The 17,200-nt window shown below is 72.2% G+C and carries 19 protein-coding genes; 7 read left to right on the top strand and 12 right to left on the bottom strand.

The window, feature by feature from the left end:
* Nucleotides 1-251: 251 nt before the first annotated feature.
* Nucleotides 252-887: an MBL fold metallo-hydrolase gene (locus IEY17_RS20960; protein ID WP_188990363.1), complete on the top strand. Its 636-nt coding sequence runs from the start codon at nt 252-254 to the stop codon at nt 885-887.
* Between the two features lie 4 nt (nt 888-891).
* Here the strand turns inward: IEY17_RS20960 and IEY17_RS20955 are convergent, their stop codons facing one another.
* Complete coding sequence (locus IEY17_RS20955) at nt 892-1,197, bottom strand: hypothetical protein (RefSeq protein ID WP_188990361.1); 306 nt, start codon at nt 1,195-1,197, stop codon at nt 892-894.
* 204 nt (nt 1,198-1,401) lie between these two features.
* Nucleotides 1,402-2,295 carry a phosphoribosylaminoimidazolesuccinocarboxamide synthase gene (locus IEY17_RS20950; RefSeq protein ID WP_188990359.1) on the bottom strand — a complete coding sequence of 298 codons (894 nt, stop codon included), beginning with the start codon at nt 2,293-2,295 and terminating at the stop codon, nt 1,402-1,404.
* A gap of 96 nt (nt 2,296-2,391) precedes the next feature.
* Between IEY17_RS20950 and IEY17_RS20945 the strand changes: the two genes are divergently transcribed.
* Entirely contained in the window at nt 2,392-3,042 is a 651-nt protein-coding gene (locus IEY17_RS20945; RefSeq protein ID WP_188990357.1) for a TenA family protein, read from the top strand.
* 55 nt (nt 3,043-3,097) lie between these two features.
* Here IEY17_RS20945 and purB read toward each other — a convergent pair whose 3' ends face one another.
* Nucleotides 3,098-4,531, bottom strand: a complete 1,434-nt coding sequence (purB, locus tag IEY17_RS20940; RefSeq protein WP_188990355.1) for an adenylosuccinate lyase — start codon at nt 4,529-4,531, stop codon at nt 3,098-3,100.
* A 309-nt stretch (nt 4,532-4,840) separates the two neighbouring features.
* On the opposite strand from purB, the gene IEY17_RS20935 reads away from it, so the two are divergent.
* Genes IEY17_RS20935 through IEY17_RS20925 form a run of 3 tightly spaced genes read left to right on the top strand, consistent with a single transcriptional unit; the run spans nt 4,841 to nt 8,466 of the window.
* The gene (locus tag IEY17_RS20935) at nt 4,841-5,107 is read left to right on the top strand and encodes a hypothetical protein (protein WP_229680374.1); all 267 of its coding nucleotides are present in this window, start codon (nt 4,841-4,843) and stop codon (nt 5,105-5,107) included.
* A 54-nt stretch (nt 5,108-5,161) separates the two neighbouring features.
* Nucleotides 5,162-6,721, top strand: coding sequence for an ABC transporter transmembrane domain-containing protein (locus IEY17_RS20930; RefSeq protein WP_188990353.1), 1,560 nt, complete (start codon nt 5,162-5,164; stop codon nt 6,719-6,721).
* Nucleotides 6,722-6,765: 44 nt separating this feature from the next.
* Nucleotides 6,766-8,466, top strand: a complete 1,701-nt coding sequence (locus tag IEY17_RS20925) for an ABC transporter ATP-binding protein (protein ID WP_188990395.1) — start codon at nt 6,766-6,768, stop codon at nt 8,464-8,466.
* Here the strand turns inward: IEY17_RS20925 and IEY17_RS20920 are convergent.
* The 4 genes from IEY17_RS20920 to IEY17_RS20905 all read right to left on the bottom strand — a co-directional run bounded on the left by IEY17_RS20920 (nt 8,454) and on the right by IEY17_RS20905 (nt 10,752).
* The gene (locus IEY17_RS20920) at nt 8,454-9,038 is read right to left on the bottom strand and encodes a TetR/AcrR family transcriptional regulator (protein ID WP_188990351.1); all 585 of its coding nucleotides are present in this window, start codon (nt 9,036-9,038) and stop codon (nt 8,454-8,456) included. The two genes, IEY17_RS20925 and IEY17_RS20920, sit on opposite strands and share 13 nt — an antisense overlap.
* A gap of 73 nt (nt 9,039-9,111) precedes the next feature.
* On the bottom strand, nt 9,112-9,435 hold the full coding sequence (locus IEY17_RS20915) for a DMT family transporter (RefSeq protein WP_188990349.1): 324 nt from the start codon (nt 9,433-9,435) through the stop codon (nt 9,112-9,114).
* 127 nt (nt 9,436-9,562) lie between these two features.
* The gene (locus IEY17_RS20910) at nt 9,563-10,222 is read right to left on the bottom strand and encodes a hypothetical protein (RefSeq protein ID WP_188990347.1); all 660 of its coding nucleotides are present in this window, start codon (nt 10,220-10,222) and stop codon (nt 9,563-9,565) included.
* 14 nt (nt 10,223-10,236) lie between these two features.
* A complete protein-coding gene (locus IEY17_RS20905; RefSeq protein ID WP_188990345.1) occupies nt 10,237-10,752 on the bottom strand; it encodes a SigE family RNA polymerase sigma factor in 516 nt (171 codons plus the stop codon).
* 170 nt (nt 10,753-10,922) lie between these two features.
* Between IEY17_RS20905 and IEY17_RS20900 the strand changes: the two genes are divergently transcribed.
* Both IEY17_RS20900 and IEY17_RS20895 read left to right on the top strand, forming a co-directional pair.
* Complete coding sequence (locus IEY17_RS20900; protein ID WP_188990343.1) at nt 10,923-11,945, top strand: threonine aldolase family protein; 1,023 nt, start codon at nt 10,923-10,925, stop codon at nt 11,943-11,945.
* Nucleotides 11,946-11,976: 31 nt separating this feature from the next.
* Entirely contained in the window at nt 11,977-12,576 is a 600-nt protein-coding gene (locus IEY17_RS20895) for an HAD family hydrolase (RefSeq protein WP_188990341.1), read from the top strand.
* A gap of 44 nt (nt 12,577-12,620) precedes the next feature.
* Here IEY17_RS20895 and IEY17_RS20890 read toward each other — a convergent pair whose 3' ends face one another.
* The 5 genes from IEY17_RS20890 to purD all read right to left on the bottom strand — a co-directional run bounded on the left by IEY17_RS20890 (nt 12,621) and on the right by purD (nt 17,163).
* A complete protein-coding gene (locus IEY17_RS20890) occupies nt 12,621-12,785 on the bottom strand; it encodes a hypothetical protein (RefSeq protein ID WP_188990339.1) in 165 nt (54 codons plus the stop codon).
* Between the two features lie 171 nt (nt 12,786-12,956).
* Entirely contained in the window at nt 12,957-14,129 is a 1,173-nt protein-coding gene (locus tag IEY17_RS20885) for a pyridoxal phosphate-dependent aminotransferase (RefSeq protein ID WP_188990337.1), read from the bottom strand.
* Nucleotides 14,130-14,277: 148 nt separating this feature from the next.
* Entirely contained in the window at nt 14,278-15,453 is a 1,176-nt protein-coding gene (locus IEY17_RS20880) for a transglycosylase SLT domain-containing protein (protein ID WP_188990335.1), read from the bottom strand.
* A 13-nt stretch (nt 15,454-15,466) separates the two neighbouring features.
* Entirely contained in the window at nt 15,467-15,766 is a 300-nt protein-coding gene (locus IEY17_RS20875; RefSeq protein ID WP_188990333.1) for a hypothetical protein, read from the bottom strand.
* Between the two features lie 134 nt (nt 15,767-15,900).
* Nucleotides 15,901-17,163: a phosphoribosylamine--glycine ligase gene (purD, locus tag IEY17_RS20870; RefSeq protein WP_188990331.1), complete on the bottom strand. Its 1,263-nt coding sequence runs from the start codon at nt 17,161-17,163 to the stop codon at nt 15,901-15,903.
* Between the last annotated feature and the right edge of the window lie 37 nt (nt 17,164-17,200).

The following is a 17,200-nucleotide window of genomic DNA, read 5'->3' as shown; positions in this document are numbered from 1 at the left end:
ACCATCATCAAACAACTCTATCGCCGCCGCACGCTGCTCCGCGGTCAACGAACTACGCCCAGCCAAACCACCGCTCCCCGATGATCGGAACTGAATTCCACAGTCCAACCACCGGGGACCAGTTCAGACAGGTTGAAGGTGCCCTTGACGCGTCCGGCGACAGTTCGCCCGCAGCGGGACCCGTTCACCGCCGGTGCGAACGCGCCCGGCGTGATATGCGAGGGGTACGACGACTTCCGAGGAGGACAACCGTGCAGATCACCCACTTCGGACATGCGTGCGTGCTACTCGAAACGGGATCGGCGCGCCTGCTGATCGATCCGGGTTCCTTCGCCGCGGACTTCGAAGACCTCCGCGACCTCGACGCCGTGCTGATCACCCACCAGCACGTCGACCACCTGGACCTGGACCGGCTCCCCACGCTGCTCGCCGCCAACCCGGACGCCCGGCTGGTCGTCGACCCGGGTTCCGCCGCGCAGGTCGCCGGGAAGGGCCTGGCCGCCACCACGGCCCGCCCCGGCGACGCACTGGAACTCGGCGGCGCGGCGGTCACCGTGGTCGGCGGCTCGCACGCGGTGATCCACCCGGACATCCCGGTGCTCGACAACATCGGCTACATCGTCGACCACGGCGCCTTCTACCACCCCGGCGACTCGTTCTTCGTTCCCGAGCAGCGCATCGACGTGCTCGGTCTCCCCACCGGCGCGCCCTGGCTGAAGCTGTCCGAGGCGGTCGACTTCCTCCGCGCCGTGCAGCCGCGGGCCGCGGTGCCGATCCACGAGGCGGTGCTGGCGATGCCGCAGATGCACTACCGGATGTTCGAGCAGCTCGCCCCCGAGAACACCGCGGTGGAGGTCCTCACCAGGGGGCGGCAGACCGGCGTGTGACCGGTCAGTCGTCATCGTCGTCCACGTCGTCGCGGTGGTCGTCGGCGTCGAACCGGTCGTCGGAGTCGAAGCGGTCGTCCGCGTCGTCGCAGTCATCGAACCGGTCGTCGAACCAGTCATCGTCGAAGCGGTCGTCCGCGTCGTCGTCGAACAGGTCGTCGTCCACGCACCACTGCTGGGGTGGCGGTGCCGGCTGGGTGGTCGGCGCTACCGGAACCTCCCCCGACGTGGCGGCCACCGCCACGCCGGTGCCGCCCAGGCCCACCACCGCCAGCGCAGCCGCCAGCACGATCCGCTTCGTCCTGCCCATCCACATGGTCCGTTCCTCCTGGCTCGAGCCGGGGTCCTCCGCCCCGGCACGAACCAGCATCAGCGCCGTGCGTGAGACCGCCCTGAACCCCGAATGAGGGGATGTTCATGCGCTGCGGAGGAACGCGGACCGGCGAACTCGGGGTTTCTCTGCGACATGCGTCCGCCTCGGATGGCGTCGTCACGCGGGGCTGTTACGTCGCGGTCAGGCGGTGGGCGACGGCCAGTCCGCGAAGGAGCGGCCGGTGATGCGCTCGTATGCCTCGATGTAGCGGTCGCGGGTCGCGGCCACGACGTCGTCCGGCAGCGGTGGCGGCGGGGTGTCCGACGCCCGGTCCCAACCCGACGCGGGCGAGGTCAGCCAGTTGCGCACGAACTGCTTGTCGAAGGACGGCTGCACCCGGCCCGGCTGGTACCCGTCCGCGGGCCAGTAGCGCGAGGAGTCCGGGGTGAGCACCTCGTCGCCGAGCACCAGCTCGCCGTCCGCGGCCAAGCCGAACTCGAACTTGGTGTCCGCCAGGATCACACCCCGGCTGCGCGCGTGCTCCGCCGCCCGCCGGTACACCTCCAGCGTGACGTCCCGCAGCTGCTCCGCGCGGTCCGGCCCCAGTTGCGCGGCCACCGCCTCGAAGCTGACGTTCTCGTCGTGGTCGCCGATCGCGGCCTTGGTCGCCGGCGTGAAGATCGGCTCCGGCAGCTGCGACGCCTCCACCAGCCCGGCGGGCAGCCGCACCCCGCACACCGCGCCGGTGCGCTGGTAGTCGGCCAGGCCCGAACCGGTGAGGTAGCCGCGCGCCACGCACTCCACCGGGAGCATCTCCAGGCGCCGCACCAGCAACGCCCGGCCGCGCACCTCGCCGGGAATCCGCGGGTCGTCCGCGGCGACCAGGTGGTTCGGCACCGCGTCGGCGAGCAACTCGAACCAGAACACGCTCATCGCGGTCAGCACCCGGCCCTTGTCCGGGATCGGGGTGTCCAGCACGTGGTCGTACGCCGAGATGCGATCGGAGGCGACCAGCAGCAGGTGTTCGTCGTCGACGGCGTGCAGCTGGCGAACCTTGCCGGCCGCGATCTGGGGGTAATCGGCGAGTGCAACCACGGGCCGGATTCTCCCCCATCCGGACTGGCCGACCTGCAGCCGGGCCGTCCGGTGGTATGAACCGGGTGGGCCACCAGGAGCACAGGGAGGACGCACGTGACCGAAACATTCACCGACTGGCTTCGCCAGCGCAGCGAACCGGACTGGACGGCCGTCGTCCGGCACCCGTTCACCCAGGCGCTGTTCGACGGGCTGGTGCCGACCGAGTCGATGCGCTCCTACCTGGTGCAGGACTACCAGTTCGTGGACGACTTCCTGGCACTGCTGGGTTCGGCGCTGGCCAAGGCCGACCGCTACACCTCACGGTTGACGATCGCGGGCAGCATCGCGGTGGTGACCAGCGAGGAGAACACCTACTTCCAGCGGGCGTTCGACGCGCTCGGGGTGGGCGAGGCGGACCGGGTGAAGCCGGAGCTGGACGGGGCGACGGTGGCGTTCCGGGACCTGATGTACGACGTCAACGCGCGCGGCAGCTACGCCGAGGTGCTCACGGTGCTGGTGGTGGCGGAGTGGAGCTACCTGGAGTGGGCGATGCGCGCGCCGTCGACGCTGCCGGAGAACTTCGTGCACGCCGAGTGGATCACCCTGCACAACAACTCGGAGTTCCAGGGCTGGGTGCGCTGGCTGTGCGGCGAGCTGGACCGGGTGGGCGCGGACCTCGACGAACGCGAGCGGGCCCGCTGCCTGCGCCTGTTCCAGCAGGCCACCCGCTGCGAACTCGACTTCTTCAACGCCCACTGGAGGTGAACGCCCACTGGAGGTGACTGTTGCCCCCGCTGGCTCGCCGCGGCTCCGCCCGGTGTCAGAGGATGGCGCCGGGGCGGTACTTCGCCGCCTCCGGGTAGCGGGCCACGACCTCCTCGATCCGGTTGACCACCTCGCCGACCTGGGCCGCGGCCGCGCCGGTGAAGGCCAGCCGGTCCGCCAGCAGGGCCGCCAGCTGGTCGCGGTCCAGCGGCAGGCGCTCGTCGGCGGCGAGGCGGTCGAGCAGGTCGTTGCGCTCCGCGCCCTGCTCGCGCATGGCCAGCGCCACCGACACCGCGTTCTCCTTGATCGCCTCGTGCGCGGTCTCGCGCCCCACGCCCGCGCGCACCGCGGCCATCAGCACCTTGGTGGTGGCCAGGAACGGCAGGTAGCGGTCGAGCTCGCGGGCGACCACGGCGGGGAACGCGCCGAACTCGTCGAGCACCGTCAGGAACGTCTCCAGCAGCCCGTCGAACGCGAAGAACGCGTCCGGCAGCGCCACCCGGCGCACCACCGAGCACGACACGTCACCCTCGTTCCACTGGTCACCGGCCAGTTCGCCGGCCATCGAGACGTAGCCGCGCAGCACCACGGCGAGACCGTTGACGCGCTCGCAGGAACGGGTGTTCATCTTGTGCGGCATGGCACTGGACCCGACCTGCCCGGGTTTGAACCCCTCGGTGACCAGCTCGTGCCCGGCCATCAGCCGGATCGTGGTGGCCACGTTCGACGGCGCGGCGGCCAGCTGCGCCAGGGTGGTCAGCACCTCGAAGTCCAGGGAGCGCGGGTAGACCTGCCCGACGCTGGTGAGGATCTGACCGAAGCCGAGGTGCCCGGCGACCCGGCGCTCCAGTTTGGCCAGCTTCGCGGCGTCCCCGCCGAGCAGGTCGAGCATGTCCTGGGCGGTGCCGACCGGGCCCTTGATGCCGCGCAGCGGGTAGCGGGCCAGCAGTTCCTCGAGCCGGTGGAAGGCCACGAGCAGCTCGTCGGCCGCGGTGGCGAACCGCTTGCCGAGGGTGGTGGCCTGCGCCGCGACGTTGTGCGAGCGGCCGGCCATGACCAGTTCCGCGTGCTCGGCCGCGAGCCCGCCCAGGCGCGCCAGCACGGCGACCACCCGGTCCCGGACCAGTTCGAGGCTGCGGCGGACCTGCAGCTGCTCGACGTTCTCGGTGAGGTCCCGGGAGGTCATGCCCTTGTGCACCTGCTCGTGCCCGGCGAGGGCGTTGAACTCCTCGATGCGGGCCTTGACGTCGTGCCGGGTGACCCGCTCGCGGGCGGCGATGGAGTCGAGGTCGACCTGCTCCAGCACCCGCTCGTAGTCGGCCAGCGCCTGCTCGGGCACCTCGATACCGAGGTCGGCCTGGGCGCGCAGCACCGCGAGCCACAGCTTCCGCTCCAGCACGATCTTGTGCTGCGGGGACCACAGCTCGACCAGCTCGGGGGAGGCGTAGCGGGCGGCGAGAACGTTCGGGATGCTGGGCTTGACCGTCACGAACAGGCAGGATACTTGCGCCGCGGACGATCTCCGACGTCCCACCCGACCCACCGCGCCCCCGGTCACATGCTTCGGCGGCCCTCGGTCCGCGCCGGGGAGTCCGCTGGGCGAAGCTGGCCCGCTCCCGTGTTGCCCAGGAGCACCACCGGGACGCGCGAGCTGCTGGCGCCGGTGGCCGCGTCCGTCCACTTCGGAGCGTGCTGCTGCCCGGTGTCGTGGGTGCGGACGACGCGGGTCCCGCCCCGTCCGGTTGGTGGGCCTCTCCTAGAGTGGGCAGCAGCAGGCCCTGGGGAGCGGAGAAAGTGGGTGGTCACCGGCGTGTTCGACGACGAGCGGCAGAACGTTTTCTGGATCGTCGGCTCGGGCATGGACCGTCGGCATGCCACCACGATCCGCCCCGGCGCGGTATACGCCGGGCAGGTGATTTCGGCGCTGTGCGAGCAGCCGCTGAAGATCCCGCAGGCGACGCCGAACGGCCGGATGCCGCGGTCGAAAGCCGTCACCGACCGGTGCGAGGAGTGCGCGCGACTGGTCGCGGACGCGGACTTCGCGGAAACCGCCTGGGACTTCTGAGCGCGGAAATTCAGTCGCTGGTCCGGTGCGGGCTGCTCTACCGTCGGCCGTGCCATGGCGACCTCGACCCGTTTCCTGTGGAACCTGTTGCGGCAGCGGCCGGGACTGCTCGTCGCGTCGACGTTGTCCGGTGCCCTGTGGATGCTGCCGACGGCGTTGATGTCCCTCGTTGTCGGGCGCGCCGTGGACGCCGGGATCGGTCACCGCGACACCGGTGAGCTGCTGCGCTGGGTGCTGGCCGTGCTCGGCCTCGGTGTCCTGCAGATGGTCGCCGCCGGGGTGCTGAACTGGTCCGCGCACACGCTGTGGCTGCACGGCAGCACAACTGCGCAGCGAATGGTCCTCGGCCACGTCGTGCACCTGGGCGCAACGCTGCCGCGCAAGGTGCGCGCGGGCGAGGTGGTCGCGGTGGGCGCGTCCGACATCCACCGCATCGGTTCGCTCTTCGAGGTGATCGGCCGGGCCACCGGCTCGTTGCTGTCGTTCGTCGTGGCCGCGGTGGTGGTGCTGTGGATCTCGCCGCTGCTGGGCGTGGTGGTGCTGGTCGGGGTGCCGTTGGCGACGGTCGGCATCGGCCCGCTGGTGGAGCCGTTGCGGCGCCGTGCGGAGACGCGGCGCGAACGGCTCGGCAAGCTCAGCGCGCAGGCCGCGGACATCGTGTCGAGGCTGCGGATCCTGCGCGGCATCGGCGGGGAGGCGCGGTTCCGCGACAGGTTCACCGAGACGACCCAGCAGGTGCGGGCGGCCGGCGTGGCCTCCGGGCGGATCGAGGCGTGGTTGGGCGCGGCCGAGGTCCTGCTGCCGGGGCTGGTCACGGTGGCGGTGACGTGGCTGGGCGCGCGGTTGGCGCTCAACGGCACGATCAGCGTCGGCGAACTGGTCGCGTTCTACGGTGTCTCCGCGTTCCTGGTGATCCCGGTGCGCACCGCGACCGAGGCCGCCTACGCGTTCTCGTCGGCGCTGGTCGCGGCCAAACGCGTCACCACGCTGCTGCAGGTGCGCCCGGAACCGGGCCCGCCGCCGGACCCGAAACCGCTCCCGCCTGGACCGCTGGAGCTGCACGACGAGTCCCGTGACCTGCGCATCCCGGCCGGGCAGCTCACCGTGATCGACGCCGGCGAGCACGCGGAGGCGCTGGCCGAACGGCTCGCCGGGCACGACGGTTCGGACGTACGCGCCGGTGGTGTCGCGCTGGGCGAGGTCGAGCCGGACGAACGGCGCCGCCGGATCGTGCTGGCGCACAACCAGGACCTGCTGTTCTCCGGCCCGGTGCGCGGCGAGCTCGACCTGGGGTCCGGTGTGAATCTCGAAGCGGCCCTGCACGCGGCGGACGCGCACGACGTGCTCGCCGCGTTGCCTGCTGACGCGGTGCTCAACGAGCGCGCGCGTTCGCTGTCCGGTGGGCAGCGGCAGCGGTTGATGCTGGCCCGCGCCCTGTGCTCCGACGCGGACGTGCTGGTGCTGGACGAGCCGACCTCGGCCGTCGACGCGCACACCGAGGCGCGGATCGCCGAACGTGTGCGGGAGTTCCGCCGCGGCCGCACCACCGTGGTGATCAGCCAGAGTCCACTGTGGACAGCCGTGGCGGATCGGGTGCTGGAGGTGCGGACGTGACCGCGGAACTGCCGCTGGCCGGGGCGACCGCCGTGCGCCGCTGGATGTGGCGGACCCTGCTGATGTACCGCCGCCGCTTCGGGGCGATGGTGGTGCTCTTCGTGCTGGCCACGGTCGTCGGACTGACCGGGCCGCAACTGCTCGGCGCGCTGGTCGACGCGGTCCTCGCCGGCACGTCCACCGGGCACGTCGACCTGCTGGCCGGGGCGTTGCTGGCCGTGCTGGTGGTGCAGGCCCTGCTCACCCAGGCCGCGCGGATGCGCGCGACGCTGCTCGGCGAACACCTGCTGGCGGAGTCCCGCGAAGGCGTGGTCGCGCACGCGCTGCGGCTGCCGCTGGGTACCGTCGAGGCCGCCGGGACCGGCGACCTGCTCAGCCGCGCCACCACGGACGTCGACCGGCTCGACTACACGGTCCGCAACGCGGTCCCGGAGATCACCACGGCCGTGCTCGCGGTGCTGCTGACCGGCACCGCGATGGTGCTGACCTCACCGCTGCTGGCCTGCGGGATGCTGGTCGCGGTACCGCTGATGGTGGTGAGCACCCGCTGGTACTACCCGCGGTCGAATCCGGTCATCCGCCGCCTGATGGCGGGCTGGTCCGACGTGCAGTCGAGCATGCACGAGTCGGTCGAGGGCGCCCGGACCGTGGCGGCGCTGCGGCTGGAGCGGCGGCGCATCGCGCGCAACGAGGAGGCTCTCGGCCGGGCGGTGTCCGCCGAGCAGCGGCACCGGTTCCTGCTCAGCATGTGGCTTCCGTGCCTGGAGCTGTCGTACGTGCTGCCGATCGGCGCGATCCTGCTGATCGGCGGGTGGGCCTACCAGTCCGGGGCCGCGGACCTCGGCACGATCATCACGGTCGTACTCTACGCGCAGGCGATGGCCAACCCGTTCGACGAGCTGTTCGCGTGGCTGGAGGAGCTGCAGACCGGGTACACGGCGTTGCAGCGGGTGCTCGGGGTGTGGGAACTGCCCGCCGCGGAAACCGGTTCGGCCCCGCGGCCCACCGGCGAGAAGACCCGCGATCTGCTCATCCGGGACGTGCGGTTCTCCTACCGCGCGGGCCGGGAGGTGCTGCACGGCATCGACCTGACCGTCCCGGCCGGACAGCGGCTGGTCATCGTCGGGCCGTCCGGTGCCGGCAAGTCCACGCTGGGCCGGTTGATCGCCGGGACCAGCCGGCCGGACTCGGGGTCGGTGTCCTTCGGCGGCACCGAGATCACCGACCTACCCCCCGAGCAGCTGCGCCGCGAGGTGGTGCTGCTGACGCAGGAGCAGCACGTGTTCGCCGCGACGCTGCGGGACAACCTCAGCCTGCCGGGCGGCGAGTTCGACGACGAGGACCTGACCGGTGCGCTGAAGGCCGTCGGCCTGCTGGAGTGGGTGCAGACCCTGCCCGACGGCCTGGACACGCTGCTCGGGGCCGGGGGCAGCCCGGTCCCGGCGGCCCGCGCCCAGCAGCTCGCGCTGGCCCGGGTGCTGCTGGCCGACCCGCACACGGTGGTGCTGGACGAGGCCACGTCGCTGCTGGACAACACCACGTCGCGGGACCTGGAGCGGGCACTGTCGACGCTGCTGGACGGCCGCACGGTGATCGCCATCGCGCACCGGCTGCACACCGCCCGCAACGCCGACCAGGTGGCCGTGATGTCGGAGGGCCGCATCATCGAGCTGGGCAACCACCGCGAGCTGCTCGCCGCCGACGGCCCCTACGCGCGGCTGTACCGGGTCGCTCAGCCCAGCTGAGAGCGCAGCATGCGGCGGGCCGCCGCGCGCGGGTCGGGGTCGCTCTCGATCAACGCGTTCACCACCGCGCCGTCGACCAGCGCGATCAGCTCCAGCAGCCGGTCACGGCTGACCTCCATGCCGCTGCGGGCGAAGATCTCCGCGAGCAGGTCGTGCAGTTCCGCGCCGAGCTCGCGCATCAGCGGTGCCAGGTACGGGCGGCGCGGTGAGCCGACCAGCCGCTCGTAGCGCAGCAGCACGGACTCCGCGCCGCCGTCGCGGGAGTCGACGCCCAACAGCAGGTCGAGCATCAGCTCGATGACCGCGTCGGTGCTGCGGGGTTGGTCGGCCAGTTCGTCCAGCCGGGCCCGGCCGGCGGCCAGTTCCTGCCGCGACTCGTACTCGACCGCGGCGCTGACCAGGTCGTCCAGCGACGAGAAGTAGTAGGTGGTGGACGCCAGCGGCAACCCGGCGCGTTCGGCCACGGCCCGGTGCCGCACCGCCTCGAAGCCGCCTTCGGAGAGCAGCTGCGCGGCGGCCACCACCAGCGCCTGCCGACGTCTTTCGCCCTTGGGGGTACTGGCCGCTGTCATGTCGGTCGATCCTATTCGTCCTGGAGCACGGCCGGGGCACACGCGCTCGGGGCCCGGCTCATACGGCGCTCCTTCAGTGACCCACGCCGGCGAGGTTGAGGCCGATGACGCCCGCGATGATCAGGACGATCGAGACCGTCCTGAGCACGGAGAAGCCGTCGCCGAGCCAGACCATGCCGATGATCGCCGTCAGCGCGACGCCGATGCCGGTCCACACCGCGTAGGCCGGCCCGGCGGGCAGTACCCGCATCGCGTACGCCAGCCCCGCGAAGCTCAGCACGGCCATCACCAGGAACGACACCGTGGGCACCAGCCTGGTGAAACCGTGCGAGAGCTTCAGCGAGATCGCCCATCCCGCCTCGAGCACTCCGGAGAGCATCAGCACGATCCAGGCCATGACCACCCGTCCTTCCCACCGAATGGCACGACCGTACCAATAATACAGGTGCCGCTTCATGGGGCGCCCTGGGACAGATTCCCAACTTTGCCTGAATTCGGGTGCCAGGGGAGATACCGCGCGGCGGTCAGAACTGGTCGGCCACGCCTCCGGCGATCGCCGCGATCCGCGAACCATACGGCGCCGCGGGCGAACCCGGGTCCGGGTCGCTGAGCACCACGACCAGCTTGCCGCTGCGTGCCTTGCGCACCGACTGCTCGGTGCCGTCCTGCCGCGTCCCGTCACCCGGCTCGGCCTGGTCCGGCGGCACCGTGCCCACCGGGCTCACGTACACCGTGACGCTGCCCGCCGCAGCCCCGTCGCGCAGCACGAACGACACCGCCCGGGCCCCCACCGGGCACCGGCTCGCCGCCACCGGCGCGACCCCCGCCGCCTCCGGCAGCTGCGCCTGCACGGCGGCCGCGATCTGCGCGTCCGGCCCGCACTGCCCCGAGCGCTCGACCATGATGCCGGGGCCCTCGGTGCGCGAATCCGCCGACGCGGGCTGCTGCCGCTCCGACTGTCCCGTGCTCGCCAGGTTGCTGCTCGACGGCGCGAACAGGCCGGTCCCCACGCCGACCCCGCCCATCAGCACCGCCGCCGCCACAACGGTCCCGCCTGCCGCGGCCATCCGCCGCCGGGCCGTGATCCGCCGCGACGCCCGGATGACGTCCTGCTCGTCGAACGTCGCCGGAGGGACGGACCGCACCGAGTCGCGGAAGAGCTCTTCGAGCCTGCGCTCGTCCACCTAGCCGCACCTCCTCACGCCGACCGCAGGTCCCCTAGTTCGTCGCCCAGCGCCTCCCGCAGCGCGGTCAGCCCCCGGGCGCACTGGCTCTTGACGGTGCCCTCGCTGCACTTCATGACCGCCGCCACGCCCGCGACGTCCAGCCCCTCCAGGAAGCGCAGCACCAGCACCGCGCGCTGCTTCGGCGGCACCTTCTGCAGCCCCTCCAGCAGCGTCTGCTTGGTCGCGACCGAGTTGTCCACGTCGGGCGAGGCGGACGGCCGGTCGGGCAGCACCTCGGCCGGCCGCTCGCGCCGCCACGGCCGCCGGGACTCGTCGATCACCGCCCTGGTCAGCGTCCGGCGCACGTACGCGTCGAGAGCGCCCTTGTCGCGGACCTTGCGCCAGTGCCGGTGCAGCGAGATGAACGCGGTCTGGGCGAGATCGTCCGCGCGGTGCCAGTCACCGCACATCATGTACGCCATCCGACGCACCGCCTCCCGCCGAGCCGCGAAGTACTCCGCGAACTCCTGCTCCTCGCGCTGGTCCACGCGGAACTCTCCGCTCGCTCATCAGCCTGCACGTGTGGGACGGGACTCCCGGGCCCCACCGTTGCACGCCCGAGGCGCCGGAATCCACCTGTGATTGATACCGCAGCCGCCGCACGAGCGTCGGCGAGGCCCATTGCCCCACCCCCGTATCCGTGTGATGTGATCCGTTTGTGACCAACACGGCACCGATCGACCTGCGCTCCGACACGGTCACGCGTCCCGATGAGCACATGTTGGCGGCCATGGCGGCCGCCGAAGTCGGCGACGACGTGCTGGACCACGACCCGACGATGCGCGCGCTGGAAGAACGCGTCGCGCACCTGCTCGGCACGGCCGCCGCGCTGTGGGTGCCCAGCGGCTCGATGGGCAACCTGATCTCGCTGATGCTGCATCTTCAGCGCGGCGACCGGTTCCTGGCACCCCGCGGGGCGCATGTGCTCGCCTACGAGTTCGGTTCCGCGGCCTGGTTGGCCGGGGGCATGCCGCAACCGCTGGACTGGGACGCCGGACCGGGGCGCCCCAAGGCCGCCACGGTGCGCGCGCAGTGCGACGGCAGCACCGGCTACGACACGCTGCGCACGACGCTGCTGTGTCTGGAGAACACGCACAACGGCGCGGGAGGCGCGGTGACCCCGCCGCACGAGCACGCGCAGCTCGCGGCAGCCGCCCGCGACAGCGGCCTGCGGATCCATCTCGACGGGGCCCGGATCTGGAACGCCTCGGTCGCCCTCGGGTTGCCGCCCGCCGCGCTGACCGTCGGCGTCGACAGCGTGCAGACCTGCCTCAGCAAGGGCCTCGGCGCCCCGGTCGGTTCCGTCATCGCAGGTGGCGCGGACTTCATCCGCGAAGCGCGGCGGGTGCGCCGGATGATCGGTGGCGGCGTCCGCCAGGGCGGGGTGCTGGCCGCGGCGGGCCTCGTCGCGCTGGACCGCATCGATGCGCTCGCCGAGGACCACGCGAACGCCCGGCTGCTCGCCGCGGGGCTGGCCGAGCACGGCTGGGAGGTCACCCCGCCGCAGACCAACATCGTGCTCGCGGCGGTGCCGGACGTGGGAGTGACCCTGCAACGCTTGTCCGCGGTCGGGGTGCGGGCCGTCGCGATGAGCGGCCAGATCCGCTTCGTGACGCACCGCGACGTGTCCAGGGCCGACATCGAGGAGACGCTGCGCCGCATCGGCGAAGCCCGCATCTGACCGCAGGAGGGCGCCCGTGGTGCGTTAGGTCGTGTTCGACTACGGCAAGGTGATCAGCCGCCCCACCGCCGCGCTGCCCTCGCTCGCGGCGCGGCTGGGTGTTGCCGCAGAGGCGTTCGAGACCGCGTACTTCGCCGAACGCCGCGCCTACGATCAAGGGTGTACCGACCTGCAGTACTGGCGGGCAGTGGGCGCGCGGCTGGGCACCGAGGTCGACGCGGCGGTGGCGGACGAGCTGACCAGAGCGGACATCGCGGGCTGGTTGGAGACCGACCCGGCGACGCTGCGGCTGCTGGAGGACCTGCACCGCGAGGGCGTGACCATGGCGGTGCTGTCGAACGCGCCGCCGTCGTTCGCCAGGGTGGTGGAGCAGCAGAGCTGGACGCGGCTGTTCAAGCACCTGGTGTTCTCCGGCGACCTGCGGCTGGCGAAACCGGACGTCGGTATCTGGCTGGCGCTGTTGGACACCATCGACGCGGCGCCGCAGGAGTGCCTGTTCTTCGACGACCGTCAGGAGAACGTCGACGGAGCTCGCCGAGCCGGACTGCACGCCGAACTCTGGCGAGGCGCGCAGGCGGCCCGGGAAACCCTCCGGGCCCACCACGTCCTCCGGGCACCCTTCGCCGAGTGACCGGGGTGGGGGCCTTGGCTGTCAGGGCAGGGCTTTGCGGCTGGTCAGCGGTGGAGCTGCTTGCGCTCCCGGGCCCAGCCGAGCGCCGCGGTCGCGACGAACAGCACGCCGCCGATCACCGCCAGCCAGAACAGGCCCTTGATCACGAACCCCGCCACCGAGATCGCCAGCCACAGCAGCAGCAGCGCGCCGATCACCTTCCACACCATCACAGGCACCTCAGCTCGATCGGTCGGTCCCCCTCACCGACCAGCCTGCCAGAGCGCAGCCCGCACCGACCCCGCCACAACCCCAATTCAGGGAAAACCCAGGGCCCCCTGAGCCCCTGACCCCGTACCCCTTCCCCACGTCCGCAGGACAGGCGGTGGGGTTACTTGGGGTTATGTGGGCAGCCAGGTGGTGAGGCGGTTCAGGGCTTCGGAGATGTCCTTGGTGGCGCCCGCGAACGACATCCGTACGAAGCGCTGCCCGCGCACCGGGTCGAAGTCCACCCCTGGCACCACGGCCACCCCGGTGGCGTCGAGCAGCGCGCGGCAGAATCCGGTGGCGTCCTCGGTGAGGTGCCCGACGTCGGCCCAGGCGTAGAACGCGCCGTCCGCCGGGGCCACGCGGGTGACGCCGAGCCGGGCGAGGCCGCTCAGCAGCAGCTCACGGTTCGTCCGGTACCGCTCGACGTGGCCGCTGACCTCGGCGTACGCGTCCGGGGTGAATGCCGCCACCGCCGCGTGCTGCGACAGCGCGGGCGGGCACAGCGTGAAGTTCCCGGTCAGCGCGTCCACCGCACGCCGCAGCCGCGGCGGCACCAGCATCCACCCCAGCCGCCAGCCGGTCATGGACCAGAACTTCGAGAACGAGTTCACCACGATCGACTCGCGGGAGAACTCCCACGCCGTGTGCAGCGGATCCCCGTAGCTCAGCCCGTGGTAGATCTCGTCGCTGATCAGCTGCACGCCGCGCTCCTGGCACCATCGCGCCAGCCCCGCCAGCTCGTCGCGGGAGAGCACCGTGCCGGTCGGATTCGCCGGGCTGGCCACCACCAGGCCGTGCACCGGCTCGTCCAGCTCGTCGAGCATCGCGACGGTCGGCTGGAAGCGCGTCGATTCGTCGCACGGCAGCTCGACGACCTCGCAGCCCAGCGCGGACAGGATGTTCCGGTAGGCCGGGTAGCCGGGCCGGGCCAACGCGACGCGGTCCCCGGCGTCGAAGGCGCTGAGAAACGCCAGCAGAAAGGCACCCGAGGCGCCGGTCGTCACCACGACGTCCTCGGGCTGCACCGCGAGCCCGTAGGACCGGTCGTAGTGCCCCGCGATGGCCTCGCGCAGCTCGGGCAGGCCCAGCTGCTCGGTGTAGCCGAGCGCCTGGTGCTCCAGCGCATGCGCCGCGGCTTCGCGCACGGCCCTCGGCGCCGGGGTGCCGGGCTGACCGGCGGCCAGCGAGACCACGTCGCCCTTGACCCGCTGCCGCGCGGCGGCCGCGGACAGGACCTCCATCACCTGGAACGGCTCGACGGCCGCCCGCTCGGCGACCCGCAGTGCAGTGGCGCTGTCGACCATGTCCCCAGCCTGCCAGGCGCCCGTTGCTCCAGGGCACCTGCCCCGCATGCGGCGCTGACACGCCGCGGGAGCACGCGCACCGTGGCCGACCCGGCGATTCCAGTGGAGCGTCGACCTCCACTGGAATCGCCGGTCCCGGGCGCGCGGGTCAGTAGCCGCGGTAGCCGCCGCCCTGGGCCATCGACTTCAGGCCCGGGTGGTTCTCGAAGCCGCCGTAGCGGTCGAAGGTGTAGCGGACCCCGGCGATGATGTTGTCCACCGGGTTCCAGATGTCGTCGTGGCCGGGCAGCTTGTACGCCTGGAACGTCGGGTCGATGCACTGCATCAGCCCCTTCGACGGCGTGCCCCTGGCGGCGTTGGAGTCCCAGTTGTTGATCGCGTGCGGGTTGCCGCCGGACTCCTTCTCGATGATCGTCCAGATCTCGTCGATGTTGTCCTCGGTAACCGGGATGCCGTTGGCCTGCAGGATCTTGATGGCCTCCCGGATCCACTGCTCGACGTTGCCGGGCGGCGGCCCACCGGCGGGCGGTCCGCCGCTCGGGCCGAGACCGCCCCCGCCACCGCCGGAACCACCGGACCCGCCGTACTCGCCGCCCCCACCGGATCCGCCCGAGCCACCGGACGAGCTCGGGCCGCCGCCGGGCGTGGTGGACTGCTGGCCGGTGTGCGCGGGCGGCGTCATCTCCCAGTCGGTCTGCCGCCCCGGCGTTGGTGTGAACGGCTGCTCACCGGCCTTCGGCAGGGACGTGAACACGTCGGTGAGCCCCGCCGCGGCGCTGCGCAGCTCGCCCAGCGCCGAGTTGAGCTTGCCGTTCGCGGCGTCGATCTTGCCCCGCGCGTCCTCGGCGTGCTCCTGCATGGCCTTCGTGATGGCCTCGTCGCGCCGCCGCGCTGCCTCCTGCTTCGCGGCGTCGTCCGCGGCTGCGGCGACCTCCTTCTCGTACGCCTGCTCGGCGCGCCGCGCGTCGGCCAGCGCACGTTCGCCGATGGCGTTGACCTCGTCCTTGGCGGCCTGCACCGCCTGCGCCGCCCGCTCCAGCACGTCGGCCGAGCCCTGCACCGCCTCGCGGGCCCTGTCGAACCCGCCGGTCACCTTGCCCATGTAGCTGACGAAGGCGTCCGCAGAGCGGCCTTCCCACGCCCCGTCGAGCCCGCGCACCGCCTGGGCGATGTCCTGCCCGTGCTCGCCGGTCCGCCCGGCCGCCTCGCGCCAACGGGTGCCGATCGCACGGATGGCGTCCGGCCGCGCGTTCTCGATCTTGCGCAGCTGTTCGGCAAGCGGGCCGCCACCGGGCTTGCCCGCCACCTCTCCGGAAATTCCCATGTGACTCCCCAGTTCAGCGCAGCGCGTCGGCGTTGGCGCGGTCGATCTCGTCCATGGTGGTGCGCACCGCGTCGAGGGCGCTGCTGGCACTGCGCAGCAGCTGCTCGGCGGCGTCGAACTGGCGCTTGGCGGTGGCGTCGAACTCGGTGATCGCGGACGCGAACGAGCCCGCCGCATCCAGCTGGCCGAAGATCGCCGCGTCGACGTGCTGTCCCTCGAAGCCGTCTCCCACCGCCCCGACCGGACCTGCCTTGCCGTCCAGCTCGGCCCGGCAGTCCTCCAGAGCTTCCACGTTGTAGCCCGCCTGGGACACAACTCCTCCTCCTGCTCACCCCGCACGCCAGCGGGTGCCGCGGATGCACGCGGCCAAGAGCAAGAACACCAGAAAATTCCGCCCGGTGACGGGGTTTTCCCGACACCGGGCGGATTTGACCGGAATGCCGGGGGTCAGGCGGTGGGGATGGTGATCTCGCCGCGGACCGCGCGGAGCGCGATGTCGGTGCGGTGGTGCGAGCCGGGCAGGTGCACACTCGCGACCCGCCGGTACGCCTCGTCCCGCGCGGCCGCGAGGTCGGGACCGGTGGCCACCACCGACAGCACGCGGCCGCCGGAGGACAGCACCGCGCCGTCCTCGCGCCGCCGGGTGCCCGAGTGCAGGATGCCCTGCCCATCGCTGCCCTGGATCACGTCGTCCACCCGCGGCCGCCCCGGGTAGCCCTCGGCGGCGACCACGACGGTCACCGCGGCACCGGGTTCCCACTCCAGCGGCGGGTGCTCGGCGAGCTTGCCGTGCGCGACGGCGTTGAACAGCGAGGCCAGCGGCGTGTGCAGCAGCGCCAGCACCGCCTGGGTCTCGGGGTCGCCGAAGCGGCAGTTGAACTCGATCACCTGCGGGCCGCTGGAGGTCAGCGCCAGCCCCGCATACAGCAGGCCGGAGAACGGCGTGCCGCGCCGCGCCAGCTCGTCGACGGTCGGCTGCACGATGGTGCGCACGACGGTGTCGACCAGGTCGTCCGGTGCCCACGGCAGCGGCGCGTAGGCGCCCATGCCGCCGGTGTTCGGGCCCGCGTCGCCGTCGCCGACGCGCTTGAAGTCCTGGGCGGGCAGCAGCGGGACCACGGTGGTGCCGTCGACGAAGCAGAACAGCGACGCCTCGGGACCGTCCAGGTACGACTCCAGCAGCACCGGGTGGCCGCCGTCGAGCAGCCTGAGCGCGTGCGCCCGCGCGGCGTCGAAGTCGGTGGTCACCAGCACGCCCTTGCCGGCGGCGAGACCGTCGTCCTTGACCACCCAGGTCGGCCCGAAGTGCGCCAGCGCGGCATCGAGCTTCGCCGGGTTGTCCACCACCTCGCTGTGCGCGGTCGGCACCCCGGCCGCGAGCATCACGTCCTTGGCGAACGCCTTGGAGCCCTCGATGCGGGCCGCTGCCTTGGACGGGCCGAAGCACGCGATGCCAGCCGCCCGGACCGCGTCGGCCGCGCCCGCGACCAGCGGCGTTTCGGGCCCGAACACGACGAGGTCAGCGCGCCACTTGGTGGCCAGCTCGGCCACCGCGGCGGGTTTGGCGACGTCGACGCTGTAGCTCTCGGCGAGCGCAGCCGTACCCGCGTTGCCCGGCGCGCAGGCCAGCGCGGTCACGGACGGGTCGCGGGACAGCGCCAGCACGATCGCGTGTTCCCGGCCACCGCCACCGATCACGAGAATTCGCACAAACCGCAGCGTAGAGCGTGCGGCCCGCCACTTTCGG

Origin of the sequence: Saccharopolyspora thermophila, assembly GCF_014646075.1 — a bacterium.
In the GTDB taxonomy this organism is placed as follows: Bacteria; Actinomycetota; Actinomycetes; order Mycobacteriales; family Pseudonocardiaceae; genus Saccharopolyspora; species Saccharopolyspora thermophila.
The sequence above is the reverse complement of the archived record's forward strand: the minus strand, read 5'-3'. Positions and strand labels throughout refer to the sequence as shown.

Excerpts from the sequence above, each read along its gene's own strand:
- IEY17_RS20925 (WP_188990395.1), top strand. The coding sequence starts at position 6,766 with ATGTGGCGGACCCTGCTGATGTACCGCCGCCGCTTCGGGGCGATGGTG.
- IEY17_RS20955 (WP_188990361.1), bottom strand. The coding sequence starts at position 1,197 with ATGGGCAGGACGAAGCGGATCGTGCTGGCGGCTGCGCTGGCGGTGGTG.
- IEY17_RS20930 (WP_188990353.1), top strand. The coding sequence starts at position 5,162 with ATGGCGACCTCGACCCGTTTCCTGTGGAACCTGTTGCGGCAGCGGCCG.
- IEY17_RS20915 (WP_188990349.1), bottom strand. The coding sequence starts at position 9,435 with ATGGCCTGGATCGTGCTGATGCTCTCCGGAGTGCTCGAGGCGGGATGG.
- IEY17_RS20890 (WP_188990339.1), bottom strand. The coding sequence starts at position 12,785 with ATGGTGTGGAAGGTGATCGGCGCGCTGCTGCTGCTGTGGCTGGCGATC.
- IEY17_RS20880 (WP_188990335.1), bottom strand. The coding sequence starts at position 15,453 with ATGGGAATTTCCGGAGAGGTGGCGGGCAAGCCCGGTGGCGGCCCGCTT.
- IEY17_RS20920 (WP_188990351.1), bottom strand. The coding sequence starts at position 9,038 with ATGACAGCGGCCAGTACCCCCAAGGGCGAAAGACGTCGGCAGGCGCTG.
- IEY17_RS20885 (WP_188990337.1), bottom strand. The coding sequence starts at position 14,129 with ATGGTCGACAGCGCCACTGCACTGCGGGTCGCCGAGCGGGCGGCCGTC.